This is a genomic window from Enterovibrio qingdaonensis (assembly GCF_028683135.1).
Taxonomy (GTDB): domain Bacteria; phylum Pseudomonadota; class Gammaproteobacteria; order Enterobacterales; family Vibrionaceae; genus Enterovibrio; species Enterovibrio qingdaonensis.
In genome coordinates this window covers 16,778-38,444 of the sequence record NZ_JAJUBB010000032.1, presented here as the reverse complement: position 1 = coordinate 38,444, position 21,667 = coordinate 16,778, and the positions used below count along the sequence as shown (strand labels likewise).

Annotated in this window: 15 protein-coding genes; 2 read left to right on the top strand and 13 right to left on the bottom strand. The window is 48.3% G+C overall.

From position 1 onward, the window contains the following. Positions 1-216 precede the first annotated feature (216 nt). Complete coding sequence (gene nagE / locus LRP49_RS24015) at positions 217-1,677, top strand: N-acetylglucosamine-specific PTS transporter subunit IIBC (protein WP_274146056.1); 1,461 nt, start codon at positions 217-219, stop codon at positions 1,675-1,677. A 9-nt stretch (positions 1,678-1,686) separates the two neighbouring features. Here nagE and LRP49_RS24010 read toward each other — a convergent pair whose 3' ends face one another. The 3 genes from LRP49_RS24010 to LRP49_RS24000 form a co-directional block, all read right to left on the bottom strand. Further along, complete coding sequence (locus LRP49_RS24010; RefSeq protein ID WP_274146054.1) at positions 1,687-2,988, bottom strand: sensor histidine kinase; 1,302 nt, start codon at positions 2,986-2,988, stop codon at positions 1,687-1,689. Further along, entirely contained in the window at positions 2,972-3,646 is a 675-nt protein-coding gene (locus LRP49_RS24005) for a response regulator transcription factor (protein ID WP_274146053.1), read from the bottom strand. The genes LRP49_RS24010 and LRP49_RS24005 overlap by 17 nt, the downstream gene beginning before the upstream one ends. Before the next feature lie 301 nt (positions 3,647-3,947). After that, positions 3,948-6,521: a family 20 glycosylhydrolase gene (locus tag LRP49_RS24000; RefSeq protein ID WP_274146051.1), complete on the bottom strand. Its 2,574-nt coding sequence runs from the start codon at positions 6,519-6,521 to the stop codon at positions 3,948-3,950. Positions 6,522-6,832: 311 nt separating this feature from the next. On the opposite strand from LRP49_RS24000, the gene LRP49_RS23995 reads away from it, so the two are divergent. Continuing rightward, positions 6,833-7,120, top strand: coding sequence for an MliC family protein (locus LRP49_RS23995; protein ID WP_274146049.1), 288 nt, complete (start codon positions 6,833-6,835; stop codon positions 7,118-7,120). Positions 7,121-7,190: 70 nt separating this feature from the next. Here LRP49_RS23995 and LRP49_RS23990 read toward each other — a convergent pair whose 3' ends face one another. The 10 genes from LRP49_RS23990 to LRP49_RS23945 form a co-directional block, all read right to left on the bottom strand. Then, entirely contained in the window at positions 7,191-8,603 is a 1,413-nt protein-coding gene (locus tag LRP49_RS23990) for a phosphoglucomutase/phosphomannomutase family protein (RefSeq protein WP_274146047.1), read from the bottom strand. A gap of 56 nt (positions 8,604-8,659) precedes the next feature. Continuing rightward, a complete protein-coding gene (locus LRP49_RS23985; protein ID WP_274146045.1) occupies positions 8,660-11,065 on the bottom strand; it encodes a glycoside hydrolase family 94 protein in 2,406 nt (801 codons plus the stop codon). 38 nt (positions 11,066-11,103) lie between these two features. Further along, positions 11,104-13,020, bottom strand: a complete 1,917-nt coding sequence (locus LRP49_RS23980; RefSeq protein WP_274146043.1) for a beta-N-acetylhexosaminidase — start codon at positions 13,018-13,020, stop codon at positions 11,104-11,106. Positions 13,021-13,023: 3 nt separating this feature from the next. Continuing rightward, positions 13,024-13,902 (bottom strand): glucosamine kinase nucleotide-binding domain-containing protein, encoded by an 879-nt coding sequence (locus tag LRP49_RS23975; protein WP_274146040.1) that lies wholly within the window; start codon positions 13,900-13,902, stop codon positions 13,024-13,026. Continuing rightward, a complete protein-coding gene (locus tag LRP49_RS23970; protein WP_274146038.1) occupies positions 13,895-15,601 on the bottom strand; it encodes a glycoside hydrolase family 9 protein in 1,707 nt (568 codons plus the stop codon). The genes LRP49_RS23975 and LRP49_RS23970 overlap by 8 nt, the downstream gene beginning before the upstream one ends. Positions 15,602-15,628: 27 nt before the next feature. Beyond that, entirely contained in the window at positions 15,629-16,618 is a 990-nt protein-coding gene (locus tag LRP49_RS23965; RefSeq protein WP_274146036.1) for an ABC transporter ATP-binding protein, read from the bottom strand. A 29-nt stretch (positions 16,619-16,647) separates the two neighbouring features. Beyond that, on the bottom strand, positions 16,648-17,613 hold the full coding sequence (locus tag LRP49_RS23960; RefSeq protein ID WP_274146034.1) for an ABC transporter ATP-binding protein: 966 nt from the start codon (positions 17,611-17,613) through the stop codon (positions 16,648-16,650). Continuing rightward, a complete protein-coding gene (locus LRP49_RS23955) occupies positions 17,613-18,638 on the bottom strand; it encodes an ABC transporter permease (protein WP_274146032.1) in 1,026 nt (341 codons plus the stop codon). Before LRP49_RS23955 ends, LRP49_RS23960 begins: the two co-directional genes overlap by 1 nt. A gap of 2 nt (positions 18,639-18,640) precedes the next feature. After that, entirely contained in the window at positions 18,641-19,627 is a 987-nt protein-coding gene (locus LRP49_RS23950; RefSeq protein ID WP_274146030.1) for an ABC transporter permease, read from the bottom strand. Between the two features lie 122 nt (positions 19,628-19,749). Then, complete coding sequence (locus LRP49_RS23945; protein WP_274146028.1) at positions 19,750-21,432, bottom strand: ABC transporter substrate-binding protein; 1,683 nt, start codon at positions 21,430-21,432, stop codon at positions 19,750-19,752. Between the last annotated feature and the right edge of the window lie 235 nt (positions 21,433-21,667).

The following is a 21,667-nucleotide window of genomic DNA, read 5'->3' as shown; positions in this document are numbered from 1 at the left end:
AAAGCACCTGAAAAGTAGGCCCTCTTGCACCTCAAAGTAACCACTTTCCTGCTAAATCGTTGATATTTGAGATCTCTACCACCTAAATATCCCCAATATTAATTTTAATTAATGTAGCTAAAAGGTCGCGTTAATCGCATTCCCCATAGTCTGATGCAGTCATTTTTATTTTTGTTCAGAAATGGCCTAACGGATTGAATGGAAGGAGTGTGAAACGTGAATATTTTAGGGTATTTGCAACAAGTCGGTAAGGCACTGATGGTGCCGATAGCCGTGCTGCCTGCCGGTGGCTTAATGCTGGGTCTTGGCTATGCGATAGACCCAAGTGGCTGGGGCGCGAACAGCCCGCTTGCGACCATCTTAGTATTTGGTGGCAAAGGGATCATGGATAACCAAGCGTGGCTATTTGCAGCTGGCGTCGCTTATGGCTTAGCGAAAGATAACAATGGTGCGGCAGCACTTTCTGGCTTATTAGGCTTGCTCATCGTCGAAATGATAGTGGGTAACATTAATGTTATTTCCCAAATAACGGGAGTGCCAGTTGCAGACATGTCGAAGGCGCAGGTCATCGCCTCTGGGGCAGCGGTCAGCGCGTTTACGGGGATCCTGATGGGGATTGTTGCGGCGGTTTTGTATAACCGTTTCCACAATATTCAACTGCCTACTGCTCTTGGCTTTTTTGGTGGTCGCCGATTTGTCCCTATCGTTACCTCGTTTTCGGCAATTGGTATCAGTATTCTTATGGTGTATGTGTGGCCGACCGTCTACGGCGCACTGGTAAACTTTGGCGTGGCCATCTCTGATATGGGAGCTGTTGGCGCGGGTGTCTATGGATTCTTTAACCGTTTGCTGATCCCAGTTGGCCTTCACCATGCGCTGAACCAAGTATTTATCTTTGATCTTGTTGGGATCAGTGATATTTCCAAATTCTGGTCAGGTACGGGTGAGCTGGGCGTGACAGGCATGTATCAAGCGGGCTTCTTCCCAGTAATGGGTTACGGTCTGCCTGCCGCATGTTTGGCGATGTACCACTGTGCAAAACCAGAAAATAAAGCCAAAGTTGGCGGTATCTTGGGTGCGGCGGCTGTTACTGCAATCATAACGGGCGTTACTGAACCGATTGAATTTGCGTTTATGTTTGTCGCTCCTGTGCTCTACGTCATTCATGCGCTATTGACGGGTTTGTCGCTCTTTATTGCTGCGAGCATGCAGTGGTTTGCAGGTTTTACTTTCTCCGGTGGTTTGATCGACTTTGTCTTGTCTTTCAATTTACCGTTGGCTATCAAACCCTACATGTTGATTGTTCAAGGCCTCTGTTTTGCTGCGATTTACTATGCGGTATTCCGGTTTGCCATTGTGAAATTCGATTTGAAAACGCCGGGCAGAGAAAGTGTTGAAGCAAAACAACAGTTCTTGCCAGTAGACGACCGCGCAGAGGCGTACGTGAATGCGTTAGGTGGCAGGAGCAATCTTGTCAGTATCGATGCATGTATCACTCGCCTTCGTTTAACGCTGAAAGATGTCAGCCGTATTGACGAAGAAACGCTGACGGAACTAGGCGCAATGGGGGTGGTAAAACTGGGTGATAAGAACCTTCAGGTTATTGTTGGAACAGAAGCTGAGTTGATTGCACAAGCCATGGCAGCCGGCCATCAAAGTGCCGCTACAGCAAGTTAGATGATCATTCTACAAAGCGTGGGTTCTGATTGGATCCAATAAGATCCGAACCCGTGTTCCAGGGTGATTATCTCGAATCAGCAAATTGGCTCTGTGTCGACTTACGACTGCGTCGACCAGAGCTAACCCCAATCCACAACCAGATTCAGTACGGCTTTTATCAGCTCGGTACATTGGTCTGCAAACCGCTAGCTTGTCTTCGTCACTTATCCCAATTCCGCTGTCAGCCACTACAACGCCGTAACTATCAACGACCACTTCAATGGCTCCCTCCTCAGGTGTGTATTTCACCGCGTTCTCAATCAAATTAAATACAGCCCGAAACAGCAAAGAACGATCACCTTTTAGTTGGCATTCCTGATCTTGCCTAAAGGTGAGTGTTTGTTGTTTTTGTTCAACTAGAGGCTGAATAAATTCGATGGCATCTTGAGTCACTAAGCCCAGATGCACCCTTTGTTCTTCTATCTCTGTTTCTAAGGTATTGAGCTTGGCAATCTCCAACATGCTGTTGAACATAGAGAGCAGTAGCTCGAGTTCATCGTGACAAGCTCCGATGTTCTTTGCTTGCTCGGGGGCAAGTGCAGGGCTGTCGAGCGTTTGTTCAAGCCTGAGTTTTAATCTGGCCATCGGTGTTCGCATGTCATGGGCGAGACCTGTCGTGAGCGAGCGCAGTGTGGTTTCGTTTTTCGTCATTTGCTCAATCATAAAGTTGAGGTGGATGGCGAGTATGTCGAATTCGTCATCGCGACGGGAAACGGGCAGTTTTACGTTACTCTCGCCACAGACAAACTGGTTCATAGCGCGGTTAACGCGCTCCAGTCTTGCCTGTATCTGAACGCTGAAGGAAAAGGCAACAACCAGCATTAATGCGATGGGTAACAAGCTCCCGAAAAAGACGATAGGAACAAGTGCCTGACGGAAGGCTTCTAATTTTGATGGATCAACGCGAACTTCTAAATGATAGTCAGGCGCGAGCGGGATCTGGGTGTTGGACTGAGGAAGACGGTGCATGGGGTACTCACCCATTTGCACGGAAGGACTGTCTCTGAGCTGATAGTAAAACAAACGCTCGCTGGTTTTCTTCGCAGCGAGAAGTTGCTCTACCTCATCACGATTCGATTGGGCGGCAAATTTAAACTCAGAGATCTCATCATTGAGTTGCTGGGTGAGGCGCTCGCGGTGAAAGGCCTCTGAGCCAGTATAAACTTGGTAAATAACAACAACGTTGATCAGGGCGATAGACAGAAAAAGCCCAATAAGGGTTCTGAAAACCGATGAGCGTGTCAGTGTGTAATTATCGGCGAAGAACATAGCCCGCTCCACGCACGGTATGAAGCATATCTGCACAGTCTGCGTCTTCAAGCTTTCGCCTTAAGTTGGCGATGTGGACGTCAATCACGTTGGTCTTAGGATCAAAGTGATAGCTCCAAATTGCCTCGAAAAGCCGCATACGGGAAACGACTTGTTCACTGTGTTCAATAAAATACTGGAGAAGACGAAACTCTTTGGGCTGCAAGGTTAATTGATGATGATGGCAGTAAGCCGTGTGTGTCTTTAGGTCGAGCTTCAGGCAGTCGTAAGTCATTTCACTGTTGACGGGGCTTTGCCTATGCGCGCGATGGATAATGATATCTACGCGAGCGATCAGCTCAGCAAGTGCAAAGGGTTTAGTGAGGTAGTCATCGCTGCCTGCGGTCAGGCCCTCGACCTTATCTTTAACACTATCGAGCGCACTAAGGATCAAGATAGGTAGTTCCGGTTCGGCTGATTTCAGTGCAGAAAGTACCTTCATTCCATCAAGGTGTGGCAACATGCGATCGAGGATCACCAATTGATATTGGCTGCTAAGTGCCATCATCAATCCGCTACGCCCATCTTCAGCAATATCGACAGCATAGCCATGTTCTGCCAATGCCTTGGCGATAAAGTCGCGTGTGGTAGAGTCGTCTTCAATGATGAGTATTTTCATGCTTCCTCCGCAGTTCACGGAATATGGTACGTTTTCAACCATATGCGGAAGAAAGAATAAAAACTGGCTCGCATCAGGAATGCGAGCCAACACCAGTTTGGGGGAACTGATTCGCCAGTCTGTAGCTGCTGACGTAAAAACAGCTTAACTGAGAATGGATTAAAAGCGGATTGAGGGAAGGTTAATAATTGTTAAGGTTGGAAAAAATTAATGTCATCCATGTTGGCAGTGCTTTCACGCCTAAATAGAAAAACGCCTCGGCCATGACTGACCGAGGCGTTGCGAGCGATGAAACGTGCTATTACTTCACTTCAGCTACACGGCTGTTGCGCTCGCCTGAGACGGTACGAATCAACGCCGTTGAAACAGAAGGGGCTTGGTTTGCGTTGTAGGCAAGCCAGCTTTGACCGTTATCAACCGAGTATTCAATCGTGAGTCCGGGGAAGGCACTGTTGGCTTTTAACACACCACCTTCAATGATCCCACCTGGGACAGGCAAGTTAAACGCAATGCCGTTTGCTTCGAGGCTCGGCATGATGTTTTTGGCGACGAGGTTTGCGAACTGGTTGTAACCCTCAGTACGCGCAGCTTCATCAACGTGTTTGCCGTCAGCGTCGTGCGCCTCCCAAGCAGCGGTGTGCCAAGCACGCTCAGCCAGTGCAATCGCACGAGGGAACGTCATGCCTTCAAACTGCGCCTCAGTGCGGATGGTTTCTGTCCATACCGAACCTTGCAAGCCGAGTACATTTTCAGGGCGTTCTAGTGTTTTCACTCCAGCCGCATCAAGGACTTCTTGCTTGGTGATAGGCGCGCCCGCGCGGGTAAAGTCTGCGTTTGCGTAGAGATCATCTGGCATAAAACCAAACGATTTGCGTGTGTCGGTAAAACGTGGTGCCCAGTAGTAACCACGCTCTTCTGGATCGGGCTCGTATGGGTGGTCAAAATAGAAGTGGGTAGCTTGGTTGTAGATGACCCCATAGCCATTATTAGCAAGGTTGTAGGCACGATCTGCAACGCCCCATTCCCAGATGTTTTGCCATGCGTTACCGCTGACGTTTGCATTGGCTATTTCACCGCGCGGGTAGACAACATTGTTGTGCATCAGACCATCTTCCCAACCACCCAGATCGAGGTTGTGATTGGCAGTAATCACAGAGATGCGCTCAACAAAGTATTGGCTTAGCTCATCAACGGTAGAGATACCTTGGTTATTGTTGGCAAGAAACGCCTGACAAATAGGCGAGTCTGTCCATGCGCCTGCGATTTCATCGCCACCAAAGTGGAAGGTCTTAAGCGGTTGGATATCTTGGTGCAATGCCACCAAGGAGCCGACAACGGTATCAACGAAGTTATACGTCGATTCCATACACACGTTCATCGCATTGTCAGTAAACATCTGAACTGATAAGTATTCGGTGGTGTCGTTTGGATCGCTCAGCAAGTATTCGTTCGCTTTTGCCAAATCGCCTTGCGTCGCTAGTTTTTCATAACGTGCTTCCATCGCTTTAATGGCTGCGTGAGCATGGCCTGGCATGTCAACTTCTGGAATAACTTCAATGTTTAGCGCATTCGCTGCAGTCAGGATTTCTCTGTAGTCAGCCTCTGTGTAGAAGCCGTTAGATTCCGCTGTACCATTTGGGCCTGCTCCAAGAAATGGTAATACGCAGCTTGTTTCTGTTAAATCATGGCAACGCTGAGAGCCGACGTCTGCCAGCTCAGGCAGCGCAGGGATTTCAATGCGCCATGCTTCGTCATCACTTAAACGAAGATGCAGTTTGTTCAGCTTAACGGCTGCCATTTGATCGAGCAGCTCCAAGATAGATTCTTTGCTTCTGAAGTTACGCGCCGCATCAATAGAAAGGCCACGGTACGCAAAACGCGGTGCGTCTGAAATTTGCGCTTCAGGAATGAGGTTGTTCTCAGCCAGTTGAAGCAGAGATTGCGCGGCATACAGTGCACCTGCAGCATCCACCGCATCAATGTTGATTTTCTCTTCAGACGGCGAAACGGACAGGTTATACGCTTCTTCCCATTTTGGCTTACCATCAATGTTCACTTGGCCCCAGCCAATATGAATCACTTTGGATTGGTTTGGTGACCAAGGCACTGCGGTCAGCCCCAGTTGATTAGCCAAGAACTCCGCTTGTGACTGGTAGCCATTGTCGAATACGACAACCCAAGAAGGGTCTATCGCGACGTCGCCCGTGCCGAGGGTTATTGCTGCTGGGGTTGGGATAACCCCTTGTACGTTGTCGATTTTATTTAGGTCACTGTTTTTCAAATAGCGATCAGCGGCTGAATAAGGGTCATAGAAATCAGTGATGCTGCCGCCGTAACGTTTCCATGTCAGCTCACTGGTAAAATCGGCAACGAAAGGGAGTTCCTCTCCAGGCTTGGAAGGCACTTCACCGTTAATCATGTTGCTTGTGCTGGCAATCAAAGCTGTTTCACCGCTGTCAGACACCAAATACCAGTTCGGCATGATGTCGGTTTTCGCTACCTGCCAAAACTCAGATTCGAATTCTATGGTCAGTGTTTGGCCAGGTTGCAAGGGTTGGAAAGCGGTTGTCGGCTCTATTTTAAAAATGTCACCGTTAACATGAGAAACGGTAAGCCCGCTACCTGTAAGTGGTTGCATCATACGAATGTGGCTGAAATAGATGGACCATCCAGAAGCTGGAAGCACGGCTGAACTTTCGTTTTTCAGGGTTATTTCACCTTTAAAAGTTCGCCATTCATTTTGTTGATTGTCTAGAACGGCATACTCCAGATCGATTCCATCTCCCAGTTTTGACAATACTTGAGAAGAAACTGCGTAGCTTGGTGATGCCAGTACACCAGAGATGGCCGTGGCGAGTAAAACGCGTTTTAACATCTGTTGCTCCTTTAATTTCTTGTTCAAAATAAATCCATTGAAGCGTAGATGCTGGGGTTGGTGATAATTATGTCATTGTTTTTATGTCGTATTTATTTGGAAGGCAATTCATTCTTTGGTAATGAAAATTAGTCTATTGCAGTAGTTAAGCTTGAGGTTCGTACGGTGTTCGGTGTTGTGTATCAAAAGGTAGGCAATTAAATTCTAGTAATAAATTTAAGACGGTTTGTACGATGTGTGACCCAGTATTCATCTAAAATTCTGTTTTCATGCTGCTATAACGATGCACCTACTCTTGCAGGAGATACACTATGAAAAAAGTTGTTATTTCAATTATTTCAGTCGCATTGCTTGCGGGTTGCAGTAGTTCTCTACCCAGCCAGTACACGTGTGAGAGTGATCAGTCGTTTGAAGCAATGTTGACCTCGGATTTGGCGATTATTCGGTTCAATGGCGAAGAAAAAGAGCTGCCGAGAATTCGTTCAGCGTCAGGTGTTCAGTATCAGTCAGACCGCGGTAATACCGGGTTTTATGGCAAAGGTAACGAGGCCATGTTGGTTTGGGGGGATATCACGCTGAGGGAGTGTGAGCTTCAATGAGTGCTGCTCGTAAAAGAAAAGGGTAGCTGACGCTACCCTATTGCATACGTGGTATTTTTTCACGGTACAACTATACGTACAGGAACTCTTTGATTTGCTGTACGAGAGCTTCTGCGGTTTCTTTGTCTTCCCACTCTACGAAAATGCGTAGCAGCGGCTCTGTGCCTGAGAAGCGAGCAATCGCCCAGCCGCCGTTTTTGAAGTAAACCTTCAAGCCGTCGGCATAGCTGACTTTTTCAATCTCATAAGCAAATTCTGGTAGTGCTTTTTCAACGTAAATCTTGTTGTAAAGCTCTTCGCGTTGAGATGCTTTGAACGTACAGTCGCCCTCTGCGGTGTAGGCGTAGCCGTACTTACCGTAGATTTCATCCAGTAGCTCAGACAGTTTCTTGCCTGTCACGCTGATCATTTCGACCAGTAGGCTTGATGCAAATACGCCATCCTTGCCTTTGATGTGGCCGCGAATGGTTAAACCGCCCGAGCTTTCACCGCCGATCAGAGAGTCATCGGCTTCCATTTGCGAGCTGATGTGTTTGAAGCCCACTGGTACTTCAAAGCTCTTCTCATCGTGAGCTGCTGCAACCTTGTCCAGAAGGTGGGTTGTCGCAATGTTGCGTACCACTGAGCCTTTCCAGCCTTTGTATTCCAGCATGTAGTAGTACAACAGTAGCAACACTTCGTTCGGATGAATGAAGTTGCCTTTCTCATCGATAATGCCTAGGCGGTCAGCGTCACCATCGGTACCGATACCAATGTCGTAACCTTCATGGGCAACCATGTGCTTCAGGCGGTAAAGCGTTGCTGCACTTGGTGATGGCATCAAGCCACCAAAGCCTGGGTTTGCCGTGTCATTGATAACATCAACGTCACAGCGGCCTGAAATCAGCACTGTTTGCAGGGCATTTTTCGCCACGCCGAACATTGGGTCAATCAGCACACGGAGGTTGGCTTTCTTGATCGCTTCAATATCAATGAAGTTGATGATTGAATCGACGAACTCGTTCATTGGGTTAATGATTTGGATAGAACCAGCTTCTACCGCATCTTCAAACTCAACCGTTTTCACGTCGCTCAGTTGAAGTTTGCTGATTTGCTCTTCAATTTTTGCGGTGATGATTTCATCTGCATCACGGCCGCCTTGGATAAAGACTTTCACGCCGTTGTAGTCAGCAGGGTTGTGCGAAGCAGTGATACACGCGGAATAGTGCGTTTCCATTTCTTTCGCTTTGAACATCACGATTGGGGTCGGAACGTACTTGTCGATGAAGCTAACGGTGATGCCGTTCGCAGCAAGTACACTTGCAAACCACTCTGCGGCTTTGTCAGACAGGAAGCGACGGTCATAACCAATGACGAAACCCGGCTCAATCGCGTTTTCGTTAATCATGATGTTGGCAAGGCTTTGGGCCACGAGGCGCACGTTATCACGCGTGAACTCTTCACCGATGATTGCGCGCCAGCCACCAGTACCAAATTGGATCATGGTTGAACTCCTTTATAAATCTAGGAAAACGGGGCTGAAGCAGCCCCGTTTTTGGATTAGCCCAGAACGACAACCACTTCGTTCACTGAACCGGCTTCTTGTGCTGGAATCGCACCTTTAACTGGCTCACCGTTTAGAGTGATTGATTTCACGCCTTTGCTGACGCCATTCGGGTTTTCAACCTTGATTTGGTAAGTCGCATCGCGCCACTCACGACGAACTTCAAAGCCTGGCCAGCTTGTTGGGATACATGGATCAACGGTCAGGCCGTTAAAACCAGTTTGTACACCCAGAATGAAGTTAGTTACCGCGAAGTATGCCCAACCAGAGGTACCTGTCAGCCATGGGTGGTTTGCACGGCCATGGTTTTCGTGGTCGCGACCCATGATGAACTGAACGTAAGAGTACGGTTCAGCAACACGCATCTCGATCATGTCGTTTTGGTTGTAAGGGTTCAGTGCGTCGTAGAACTTCATCGCACGGTCACCACGGCCCAGTTTGGTTTCTGCAACCCACGCCCATGGGTTTGGATGCGAGAAGATTGCACCGTTTTCTTTTACGCCTTGGTATACGCGTGTAACGAAGCCAATGTCATCGTTTGGTGTAGAGAAAGATGGAGAGTTCAGGTGCAGGCCGTACTCAGAGAACAGGTTCTCATCAACTGCATCCATCGCCTTCTCACCACGCTCTTGAGATGCAAGACCAGACAGAACTGCCAACGTGTTTGACTCTAGGTGAACACGGCCTTCAGTTTGTGTTGCAGTACCGATCTTGTCGCCGTCTTTCGTCAGACCACGGATGTACCAACCGCCTTCATCATCCCAAAGGTGCTTCTCACATGCTTCGCGCACGTTTGCGGCCATAACGGTGTACTTCTGTACGTCTTCGTCGTTGCCGCGGTATTTTGCCAACTCGATGAACTCTTGCAGAGCCCAGAAGTGCAGGAAAGATACCATTGATGACTCACCGCCACCCAGGTTCAGACAGTCGTTCCAGTCAGCGCGCAGACCTTTACAGATACCGGTTTGACCGATGTACTCTGCAGAGAAGTCCAGTGCGGCTTTCATGTGCTCGTAAACAGTTGCGTTGCCGCCATCTGCGTATGGAATTGACTCATCCAAGAAGCTTTCTTCACCGGTTTCAGTGATGAAGTTGATGATGGTCGGTACGATCCACAGGTGGTCATCTGAACAGGTGTCGTCAATGCCGTGGATCTTGTCTTCGTCACTTGGTGTTGGAACAACGGTTGGTGACTTAGATGGTTTAACGTCCGCTTTCTCTGGATCGAACCAATCTGGATCGAACAGGTGCAGACCGTAACCTGCTTTCACTTGACCGCGTAGCAGGTCAACAAGGCGCTTACGCGTCATTGCTGGGTTTGAATGCGGTACAGAGATAGCATCTTGTGCAGTATCACGGTAGCCAAGACCAGTACGGCCGCCGACTTCGATGAATGATGCAAAGCGAGACCAAACCACACAGGTTTCTGCTTGGTACAAGGTCCATGCGTTGATCATGGTGTCCAAGCCTTCGTTAGGCGATTTCACTTGGAACTTGTTACAACGGGTATCCCAGTGAGCTTTGATATCAGCAAATGCAGCATCAACGTTTGCCATGTCTTGGTATTTCGCACGCAGACGCTGGCCTTCACCTTTACCGATACCCAGCAGGTAGACGAAGCGAACTTCTTCACCTGGCTGAATCACGAATTGCTTGTGCAGAGAGCCACAGTGGTTGTAACAGGTTTGAACGTGGTTAGAGCAGCGACCTTTTTCAACCGCGATTGGGTTTGCTTCGTCACGGTACATGCCCAGGAAGCTGTCACGCTGACCGTCGTAGCTATCAGGATCGAAGCTAGACGCCATGTAGTAGAAGCCTTCGTAGTCGTTGGTGTTGTAGTACAGGTCGTATTCAATCACACCGTCGTTGTACGAGGTACCAGCTGAGTACAGGCTCATCTGGTGGTTCTGGTTGTCAGACTGGATGTGGCTGAACGAGAACTCTACGAAAGAGAATGCACTGATCGTACGAGGCTTGTCGCTGTCGTTCTTGATCTTCACATCCCAAATCTGCGCGTCTTCACCCTTAGGTACAAACAGCGTTTTTTGAGCGGTGATGCCGTTGTACTCACATTTGAATTTTGAGTAAGACAGACCGTGACGGACTTCGTATGTTGCTTCTTCCAGGCTCTTTGCTACTGGTTGCCATGAGATTGACCAGTAGTCGCCAGTCTCATCATCACGAAGGTAAACATAGTGACCTGGACGATCAAACGTGCCGTTTGGACGGAATTTAGTCACACGGTTGTGCTCAGGGCTGTTGTAGAACGAGTAGCCACCAGCGTTGTGTGAAATAACAGTACAGAACTTCTCTGTACCTAAATAGTTGGTCCATGGCGCCGGTACGTCAGGGCGGGTAATGACATATTCCCGGTTATCGTTATCGAAAAAGCCGTATTTCATGGCGTGTATCCTTTTACAAATCTCAAAAAATTAAAAAATTACCGACGATAGTTAATACCTAGGCGATCTAGGTATTGCAGTTGTCCGCTGAGACGAGCCTGAAAATCTGCCCAATCTCTTTGTTCCTTGGCACTCCAACACACCTCTGCAATCGCCAAAAGGCGAGGGAAGATCATGTATTCGAAGCGGCTTTGGGTATTTGTTGCTTCGCACCACAGCGCGCACTGTATGCCTTTCACTCGGCTGAACTCCTCGGCTGTTACTTTGGAGTTTCCAAGTGGCTCATAGTGATAAGCAGCTTCAAGTGGCACCTTGGCAGCCCAGTCAGTTCCCGGCTCATCCGCTGAGTAGTCTTGAGCCATATCGAGATAGGTAGCCTGCCCTGGCTGCAGGACGACATTGTATCCATTTTGGATACAATCCAATCCAGATTGCTCGCTTAACCACGAGAAGATCACAGTATCTTTGCTGACCTTGTCGCCAAACACGACTTCCTCCCAGCCAAACATTTGTTTGCCTTTTGTACTGAGGAAATTTTCACAATGACGCAAGATATGTCCTTGAAGATCTTTAAAATCTTTGTAACCGTGCGTTTTCATTAATGCTTGGCATGCAGGGCTGTTTATCCATACGCCTTCCGGTACTTCATCGGCACCAATGTGTACATATGGAGAAGGAAATAGTTCACACACTTCCTTTAATACTGTTTCCAAAAAGGTATATGTACCTTTGAGGCCAGGATTCAAAACATTGTCGTTGTAGTTTTGAATGCTGCTGTAAACAGACTTATCAGCGTCTTCTACCAATAGCGTGGGTAACGACTTAATTGCTGCTCGACAGTGGCCTGGAATATCGATTTCAGGAACCACAGTGATGCCGCGTTTCTCTGCATAAGCAATGACATCGCGGATGTCATCTTTGGTGTAGAAACCACCATGGATTTTTGACAATGTGGTGTATTGCGGCTCCATGGCTTCAAACGGTCCACGCCAAGCACCAATTTCGGTCAACTCAGGGTAGGCATCGATTTGAATACGCCAGCCTTCATCGTCAGTCAGGTGCCAGTGGAAATGATTGAGCTTAAATCGTGCCAGTTGGTTGATCAGATCTTTGACGCGACGCACCGGGTGGAAGTGGCGGGCGCAGTCCAACATCATGCCGCGATAACCAAAGCGAGGATGGTCTTCAATTTCCGCGCATGGGATTGCATAGGCAAAATAGTGTCTATGTGTTGCCTGAACAGGCAGCAGTTGGAGCAAGGTCGCCACACCATGTGTGAATCCACTGGCTTCTGTTGCGCTGATCACGATGCCTGTTGGCTTAACACTTAGACGATAGCGTTCACCTTTAAGCTGTTTGTCGATCACAAACTGGATCTGACCTTCTTGCTTGATGGTGATGTCTTTACGCACATGCGCTGACAACTCTTCTGATAGCCACTGTGCAGCCAGTTTTGCTTCGTCAGAACGCACTGCAATTGCACATTCATCAGAGATTGCGAACTGTCCCGATGTCACCACCAACGCTTTAGGTTGTGGGATCAGATTAATGGCTTTGGGCTCAGGTAGGTTCAGCGGAACACGCTCAGGTGTCGGTGCGCCCAGATTTACCGGGGGTGTTTCTACCGGATAAGCAGTGATGCCATCTTCAGTCGTGACCAGTAGGCACGCATCACCAATCCCTTCATCATGCAGTGAGAATGGCTTGGTGCGGTGAGTAAACTCTAGGTAAAGGTGTTCATTGGCATTAAGAGGTTCGCCCGTTTCAAAAATGCACAGGCTACCAATTTGTCTAAAATTTCCGTGGGAAACACTTTCTGGGTAGACATAGCGGCTGACACTGAAGGTCAGTTGCCATTTTTCTATGTTCTTCTCAGAGAGGTTATGAAATACCAACGCAAAACGGCTGTTTTCCGGTTTTACGTCAATCGCATTGAAATCTAGGCGAAACGTCATTACTTACCTCGAAAACGGATAAAGATTGTGATTGCCGCGAGCCATTAAAATGGCACCGGACATGGCATCCGCCTTGGGTTTAACTAGCAACGACTGCGCAGCGGGTGATAGCCAAGGAACGATGCGCTCTCCAATACTTCCCATCAGTGCAATTTGGTTAGCACCTTTGCGGTTAAGTCCGAGAATGAGTCGCTCAATGTCTTTCGCTGTGTCTTGCAGTAACTCCATGGCAAGTTCATCTCGCGCCATTGCAAGTTCGAAAATTTTCGGACTGAATTGACCGTAGTCGCGAGGCATCGCGGTTTTCGACCAGCTCACAATGGCATCAAGATCATTGTTAAAGTGCGATAACACATAGTCAGCCAATGCGGATGAATTACGCAGTCCGTCATAGGCCAACAAAGATTGTTGAATCAAACGAAGGCCCATAACGGCACCTCCGCCTTGGTCTGAGATAGGGAACTCTCGTCCACCAATTACGTGCTGGTGGCCGTTTTGAAGAAAAATACCGACCGACCCCGTTCCTGCGATAGCGATCGCACCGTTGTCGCCGTTAAATGCCCCCATGCAAGCACCGTATCCGTCGGTGTTTAACGTAATGTGCTGGTAAGGGTGAGGCAGGGCCATAAATTCGTACCATGCCGATTTTTGCTCGGCAGCGGCGAGAGCCATACCGACAGACAGTGATGAGAGGTCTGTTATTCCGGCTTGTTCAGCGGCCTGTGCGATCGCGAGTTGGATGTTTTCCATCGCAAGCTCAACACCCAAAAGAATGTTTGCGCTGCCTGTTTTTGCTTCGCCAAGAATGGAACCTTGTTCATCCACGATGCGCGCACGGCAAGAGGTTCCGCCGCCGTCGACACCGCAATAAAATTTACGCATTGGAAACGAGATCCTTCTTTTGCATTGCGACTGCAAACAAATACCAACTGCCGTGAGGGATCCATTGCTCACCCCAGCGCCAGTTTTGAAGCATTTCGTCTTTATGTTCTGCTGGGTTAAATGCAAGGTCTCTTTCGTTCTCAAACCCTGCAGTGATACCGTTACAGATACCGCCTTTTGCGTTGATAAAGCCCAAATGAGGCAAATAGTCTGGGTTATTACGCCCATGCCCATCCAACATACACATGTCGTATGGATTCAAACCGACTATCCAGTTCAGTGCATTTTGTCCGAATTCACGCAGCTGTTGCCCTAGTGAATCAAGAGCAGGCAGAGATGCCGCCATAAATGCCATTGCTGCCAATGACCCTAGACGTGCATTTTCGCCTTGCCACCAATAGCCAGTTTCATTGCGTTGTGCGATGAAAAAGCTCGTACGTTTATCCGCATCGACGTTCTTAATGTATTGACGTGGATAACCGAACGGGTTGTTGACTTCGTGGGTGATAGATAGCTCAAACTTCAACGCATTCTCGACGATGGTCGTGAATTTATCGTTGCGTTCTTTATTTGTTTCGATAGTCAGGTACTGCATCAGAGAAATTGCTGGCAGTCCTGCTTCAGCAGCATGGAAATAAGGTCTTGAGCCGTCACCGTTAGCGGACCAGAAGTGTGCGATGAATTCATCACTTTGCTGCTGTTCGCCCAGTCGGCTAGCCCAAGTACGCGCTTCATCTAAATAATCTTGGCGTGCTGTGAGTTTGAAAAGTTCTGTCGCAGCCAAAAGCGCACAATAAAAATCGATGGTGTTTTCAATACCGTCATCAAGGTAATCGGTATTTTTTTCTTTAAGATGCCAGTACGCGGCTTCAGCCGTTTCTTGATAAGTGTTTGTATCAAATTCTCCGCAAGTACCAATGCGCGCTGCTTTCGCTAATGCAGCGATTGCGACACCGCCACCTTGACGGAATGCTGCCTGATAGGCTTCAGTTTTTATCCCTTGCTGAGTTTCGTAGGCACAAATTTCACGCTGTGCGGTGTCTTTGCTCCACTTGTCGAATACAGTGGTATAGAAGAAACCGTCGGCATCATGCATACGAACGAGGAAATCTGCACCAAACAGTGCTTCATCTAACAAACGTGTAAGTGTAAAGGCGGGAATCGAACCGGATAACGCTTCAACAGCATGCAGCATATTCCAAACGACCATTGGGATCTGCTGAGGGTTGAGATAGTTACCGTAGGAAAGGTGGCTGAAGTACTTACTGACGTCACCTGACGCATCGTACCACCCACCGTGAACGTCAACACGACGGTCTGTGCCGAACACGGGCGCAGAGTGATCTTGTTGATCAAACGTGCCTGAACAACGCTGAGATTTAAAGTAGTGGATCACATCAGAAAAGGTGCGATCAAACAGGATACCGTCTGCAATAGAAAAAGCCGGAGACACTGTGTCCCCGACCTTTACGCAGTACTCTCCGCCCTTTTCAAGAGCGGAGAAGTCGATACGATATACGTCGCCGGTATGCCATTGGTCCACTGAACCACAAGCATGAACAGGCAGCTGCATCACAGATTGTCCGGTTGAACAATCAACAATATCGGCAAGTGTTTCAGATACAGATTGTGTTGCAATAATCAGCGCTTGCTTGGTGCCTAGGCGCTCGTAGCCAATATGGTTGGTCAACAGCTGCATTTTACCTCCTAAAAACGCGCTCGAGGATTACTCGAACAGGTAGCAGCGAACAAAGTGGTTGTCTGCCAGCTTAGTGACTGGAGGCAACGCTTCACGACACTTCTCTGTCGCGTGCAGGCAGCGTCCGGCAAAAGGACAACCTACTGAATCAGGTGTCCACAAAGGAATCTCGCCTTTGTTACCTTCCAATTCTTGGTGAATAGACTTCGATGGATCAGGAACTGCAGAGACCAATAGACGCGTATATGGATGCTGTGGACGGTGAATGATCTCTTCACAATCACCCCACTCAACCATGTGGCCCACGTACATTACTGCCAGGTCTTCTGCGATATAACGCGCTGTTGCGATATCGTGCGTGATGTACAGCAGAGCCATTTCTTTCTCGAACTTCATTTCTTCCATCAGGTTCAAAACACCTGCACGGATAGAAACATCGAGCATTGAAGTCGGTTCATCGGCCAAAACAACTTCCGCACCCACTGCAATGTTACGTGCAAGGTTTACACGCTGACGCTGGCCACCAGAAAGTTGGTGAGGGTATTTCTGCGCGGTTTCTTTTGGCGGTGTCAGGCCTACTTGGTTCAGTAGGTCATACACTTGCTCTTCCAGCTCTTTCGGGTTGCTGCTCGCTTTTTTGTGGATATGCAGCGGGCGCGCAATGTGGTGGAAGATGTTTTGCGTTGGGTTCAATGAGCCAAACGGGTCTTGCCAAACCATCTGCACACCTTCGCGGTAGTGCATCAGGTCATCTTTTTTGGTGATAGTTGCGATATCACGGCCTTTGTACTCGATGCTGCCTGAGGTAGGGGCATACATCTTGGCAATCATTTTTGCCGTTGTTGATTTACCTGAACCGGATTCACCAACTACTGACAAACCACGGCTTTTATACAGTTTGAATGACACGTCATTCAGGGCACGCATCATTGGCTTATTCAGCGTGTTGCTGCTGATAGGGAAATCTTTAACCAGATTTTTCCCTTCAACAATTGGTTGGCCTAATTCTTTAGTCATGCTCACTCCTACAAGTCTCTATCGCCTGATTACTTGCCAGTAAAACGGTGGCAGTTGGTGAAACGGGTCGGCTCGACTTGCGTTAGGGTATTTGCCACTGTGAAACAGTTATCTTGTGCTTTGCTACAACGCGCTTGGAAACGACAGCCCTGCGGGATTTCAAGCAAGTTCAATGGGTTGCCTGGAATGCCTGATAGGTGCGTTTTCGGTCCCGTTAATGGAGGGAACGAGCTAGCAAGACCTTCGGTGTATGGGTGATACGGGTTCTTCAGGATCTCTTTTGACGGTGCCACTTCGATAAGCTGGCCCGCGTACATGATGCCGATACGGTCAGTAAACTCGACCATCAAAGAGAGATCGTGAGTAATGAACAGGATTGAGAAGCCGAACTCTTCTTTCAGGGCGTAGATCTTTTGTAGGATCTCGCGCTGTACCACAACGTCTAGTGCAGTCGTCGGCTCATCCATGATGATCATTTTTGGATTCAGGGCCAACGCAATCGCAATAACCAGACGCTGACGCATACCACCAGAGAACTGGTGCGGGTAATCGCTAAGACGGCTTGGGTGAATATCAACGATTTCCAACAGACCTTCTGCGCGGCGTTTCGCTTGTTCGCGAGTCATGTTGGTGTGACGCATAATTACGTCACAGAATTGCTCTTCCATTGTCAGTACTGGGTTCAGTGCGTTCATCGCTGACTGGAACACCATTGACATCTCTTTCCAGCGGAAACGGCTCATGCGCTCGTCGCTGTACTTCATGATGTCTTCACCGTTGAAGAACACTTCTCCGCCACTGATGTATGCTGGTGGCTTATGAAGACGCATCAGTGAGAATGCAACGGTAGATTTACCACAGCCAGACTCACCCGCCAGACCAAATACTTCACCTTTACCAATATCAAAACTTACGTTGTTTACCGCGCGGACATCGCCCGCGTCGGTAATATAGTCAACACATAGGTTGCGGATTTGTAGTTGTGCATCGCTCATTATTTTTCTCCGCTCAATGCTGCTTGTGGAGCAAATTCAGTCTTTGCGCGAGACTTTGTTTCTTCAGCCTGCATTTTCTTCCAACGCTTAAGGCCTTTTTGTGCACGCAATTGTGGGTTAGCAATTTCATCGACGGCGAAGTTGAACAGTGCCAGTGCGAATGACAGCAGACTCAATGCGATACATGGCGCCAGAACTTCCCACCAGATACCCAACTGCATTGCGGATGAGGTGCGCACGTTGTACAGCATGGAACCCCAGCTAACCGAACTTGGGCTACCCATACCGATGAAAGACAGTACGGATTCAGTCAAGATGGCGTACATCACCGAACCGATGAAGCTTGCGCCAACCAGCGGGATCAGGTTTGGTAGAATTTCAACGAACAGGATGCGGAACTTAGATTCACCCAATACTTCAGCTGCTTTGATAAATTCTTTTTCGCGAATCGCCAGTGTTTGTGAGCGAATTACCCTTGCCCCCCACGCCCAGGAGGTTAGGGCTATTACCACCGCAATGGTTAATGGGCCCGCCTGCCCCACAAAGGCTGCAACGACCATAACGATTGGAAGCTGAGGCATAACCAGCATGACGTTCATGGCACCAGACAGAATATTGTCGATGCGTCCGCCGAAGTAACCAGCAGAAATACCGATGACCGTCGCTACCACACACACGAAGATACCTGCGGTAAAGCCAACGAACAGAGAAGTACGTGCACCGTGAGCCACTTGTGACCAAATATCACGGCCTAAGCGAGTTGTACCCAGCACGTGCTCAGCGTCTTTAGACATACGCAGACGACGTGCGTTGTCTGCCAAGTTCTCTGCTACCCAACCGTCTGGGCTAGCTTGCGCCATTTTCACAACAAACGCTGGGTATTCGTGAGGAGCACCCGAACGCTTCTGTGGGTCGTGTTTTGCAAGGAAAGGTGCAAACACCGCCACGAAAATGAACAAGAAGATAATGGAAACACCCGTCAGTGCTTTTGGGTTTCCTTTAATAATTTTGAGTAAGTCTTTCATGATTATTTGCCTCCTTTACGCAGGCGTGGGTCAAGGGCCACAATCAGCACGTCAGCAAGGAAGTTCATGGTCAACATAACGATGGTGATCATGATGAGTAGACCTTGCAGAACCTGATAGTCACGTCCATTAACCGCGTTCAGCATTGCGTTGCCGAGACCTGGATATTGGAAAATCATTTCTACGACGAGCTGACCGCCCATTGCCATACCCAGTGCCATTGACAGCGCGGTAACGGTTGGAAGTAGTGCGTTTCGTGCAGCGTAGTTGAAGACAACACGGTTTTCTGACAGGCCTTTGCCTTTTGCCATGGTGATGTAGTCTTCATTAAGAAGGTTGATCATGTTGTTACGCATGTTGATCAGGAAGCCACCAATCTGAGCGATCGTTGCACAGAACAATGGGAGAACAGCGTGATAAGCGATGCCGGTATATGTGTCCCAACTCGTCCAATCGATAATTGCACCTTCAGGCATACCGTAAGACGTTGGGAACCACTTGAGAGTGATACCAAAAACAAAAAGGATCAGCATGCCGATTACAACAGGAGGAATGGCTTGAAGTGCCATAAAGCCTGGGGAAACCATGGAGTCAAATGCGCTACCGCGTTTCCATGCAGCAAAGATACCGAATACTGAACCGATGCAGAATGCCATTACTGTAGAGCAACCTGCCAAGAAAAGGGTCCATCCCAGAGAGTTAGCGATAAGCTCGTTAACCGTAAGTGGATAGAAAGCGGTAGAGATACCGAGTTCCCACGTGAAGATACTTTTCACATAGGTAAAGAACTGAATGTAGATTGGGCCATCAACAAAACCCAGTAGTTCTTTCATCGCTGCGATACGCTCAGGGGTAACCTGAACACTCGCGTTGGCGAACATCATGGTTACAGGGTCGCCTGGCATTGCGCGAGGTAAAATAAAGTTCAGCGTGATTGCTATTAGCAACGCACCAAAATAAAAAACTAATCTATTAAGAAAAAATCCCATAACTCACACCTTAAATGGCACGACGATGCCGTGACCAAAGAATTAAACGCCTTAGGTCAGAAGTACTGATTGTCTTATTCGTGGAATCAGGCGGTGCGGATGCACCGCCTGTTTTTTAGAGATTAAGCCTTAGGCTTCAGGTCAAGAACGTGTAGCAGACGCTCAGGAGTACCTTGCCAAATCAAAGGACGGCCTTTCGCGTTGTCTTCGCTCCACCAACCAGTGAAACGAGATTCGTTGAACTGGTATACGTTTGCCGCAGACATTACTGGGATAACTACTTGATTGTCAGAAAGGATCTTCTCAATCTTGTGCGCAGATTCCAGTTGTTTCGCTTGGTCAGCAGTGCTGTAGAAGCCTTCTAACAGTGCATCAACTTCAGCATTTTTGAAGCGGTGCATCGCGAAACGTGGGTTACCGGTTTCACCCATGAAACGTGAGTGGAAGCCTGAGTCCCAAGTCATGTGTGGATCTGGACCTGTGAAGTAGTTAGTCAGAGCTACGTCGAACGTACCACCAGACATTGCTTCGTTGTATACCGCAAAGTCAGGAGTTACTGCTTTCGCTTTGATGCCTACGTCAGCCAGGTTTTCTGCTGCCAATTGTGCAGTGTTGTTCCAGTCAGTCCAGCCAGATGGAGTCTGGATAGCCAGCTCGAAGCTCTTACCTGATGGAGTTTCTACGAAACCGTCACCATTGGTGTCTTTGAAGCCTGCTTTCGCAAGAAGCTCTTTAGAGAAATCAACGTTGTAGTCGTTGAATTTCTTCGCTGCATTGAACGTTTCTGGGTTAGACCAGCTTTGGTACAGTGCTGCGATACCCGCTGCTGAGTGGTTTGGAGAACCTGCACCGTAGAACGCGATGTCAATGATTGATTGACGGTCGATAGCAGTAGACATTGCGCGACGGAAGTCAACGCTAGTCAGAGCTTCGTTCTTAGCTGCATCTGGGTGTTCGAAGTTAACCAGCAGGTTAACTGCAGAACCTACAGGTGCTGCCCAGTACTTGTGGTTTTTGTTTACAGATGCATAAACAGCGTCGATGTCAGGAATGAACGAAGAAGTCCAATCCAGCTCTGATGCAACAATCTTAGACAGCAGACCGTCGTTGTTTACGATCAGTGGCATACGCAGACAGTCGATGTCTAGGTTTGCCGCATCCCAGTAGTTCGGGTTTTCACACTGAACGTACAGGTTGCTAGTAAAGGTATCGATTTCAGTGAAAGGACCTGAACCAACAGGGTTTTGGTTCTGGAACGCTTCTGGTTGATCGATTTTGCTCCAGACGTGCTGAGGAACGATTGGAGTCGCTACCAGTTCAAAGGCAGCTGACGCATTCGCTTCATTCAGTGAAATCTCAACAGAGTTGCCTTTCACTTTAACGTCTTTGATCAGAGCCGCGTTACCCGCCAAATCAAGCGCAGAGTTTTCGCGAATCAAGTTGAAGCTGAACGCAACGTCTTTTGCAGTAAGTGCTTTACCGTCAGACCATTTCACACCGTCACGGATGTCGAAAGTCACTTTTTTCAGGTCATCTGAAACAGTGTAATCTTTCGCCAAGCGCATAACAGGCTTGTTACCGTCTAACTGGTTGAATACAACCAATGGCTCGTAAACGAAGTCCATTGTAGTTTTCAACGTAGTTTCCAAGAACGGGTTGAAGTTACGTACAAGTTGTGGGTAGAAGTCAGGTACGATAGTTAGTTCTACTTTATCTGCAGCGCTAACAACCGGAGCTGCTAGAGCAGACGCTGCGGCCGCAACGACGGCTACTGCAATTTTTGTTTTCTTTAAATTGGCAAGCATAGCTGTTCCTTACTAGTTGCTTTGTTTCACTTGAATCTGACCCTTAAAAAGAAACTGGTCAGGCCGGAACCCGCTATGAATAACCAGACAAGTGAACTTGGCTATTCACATGGCCGTGCAGGCTCAGTGCATGCTTAGGAAACTCCGGTTCCGCTTTTGGGTCAATTGCCTCGCCCGTTAAAAACGTTAAAAACAAAAAGGAAGGCGTCAAAACCGTTAAAAATGACGTTTTTGA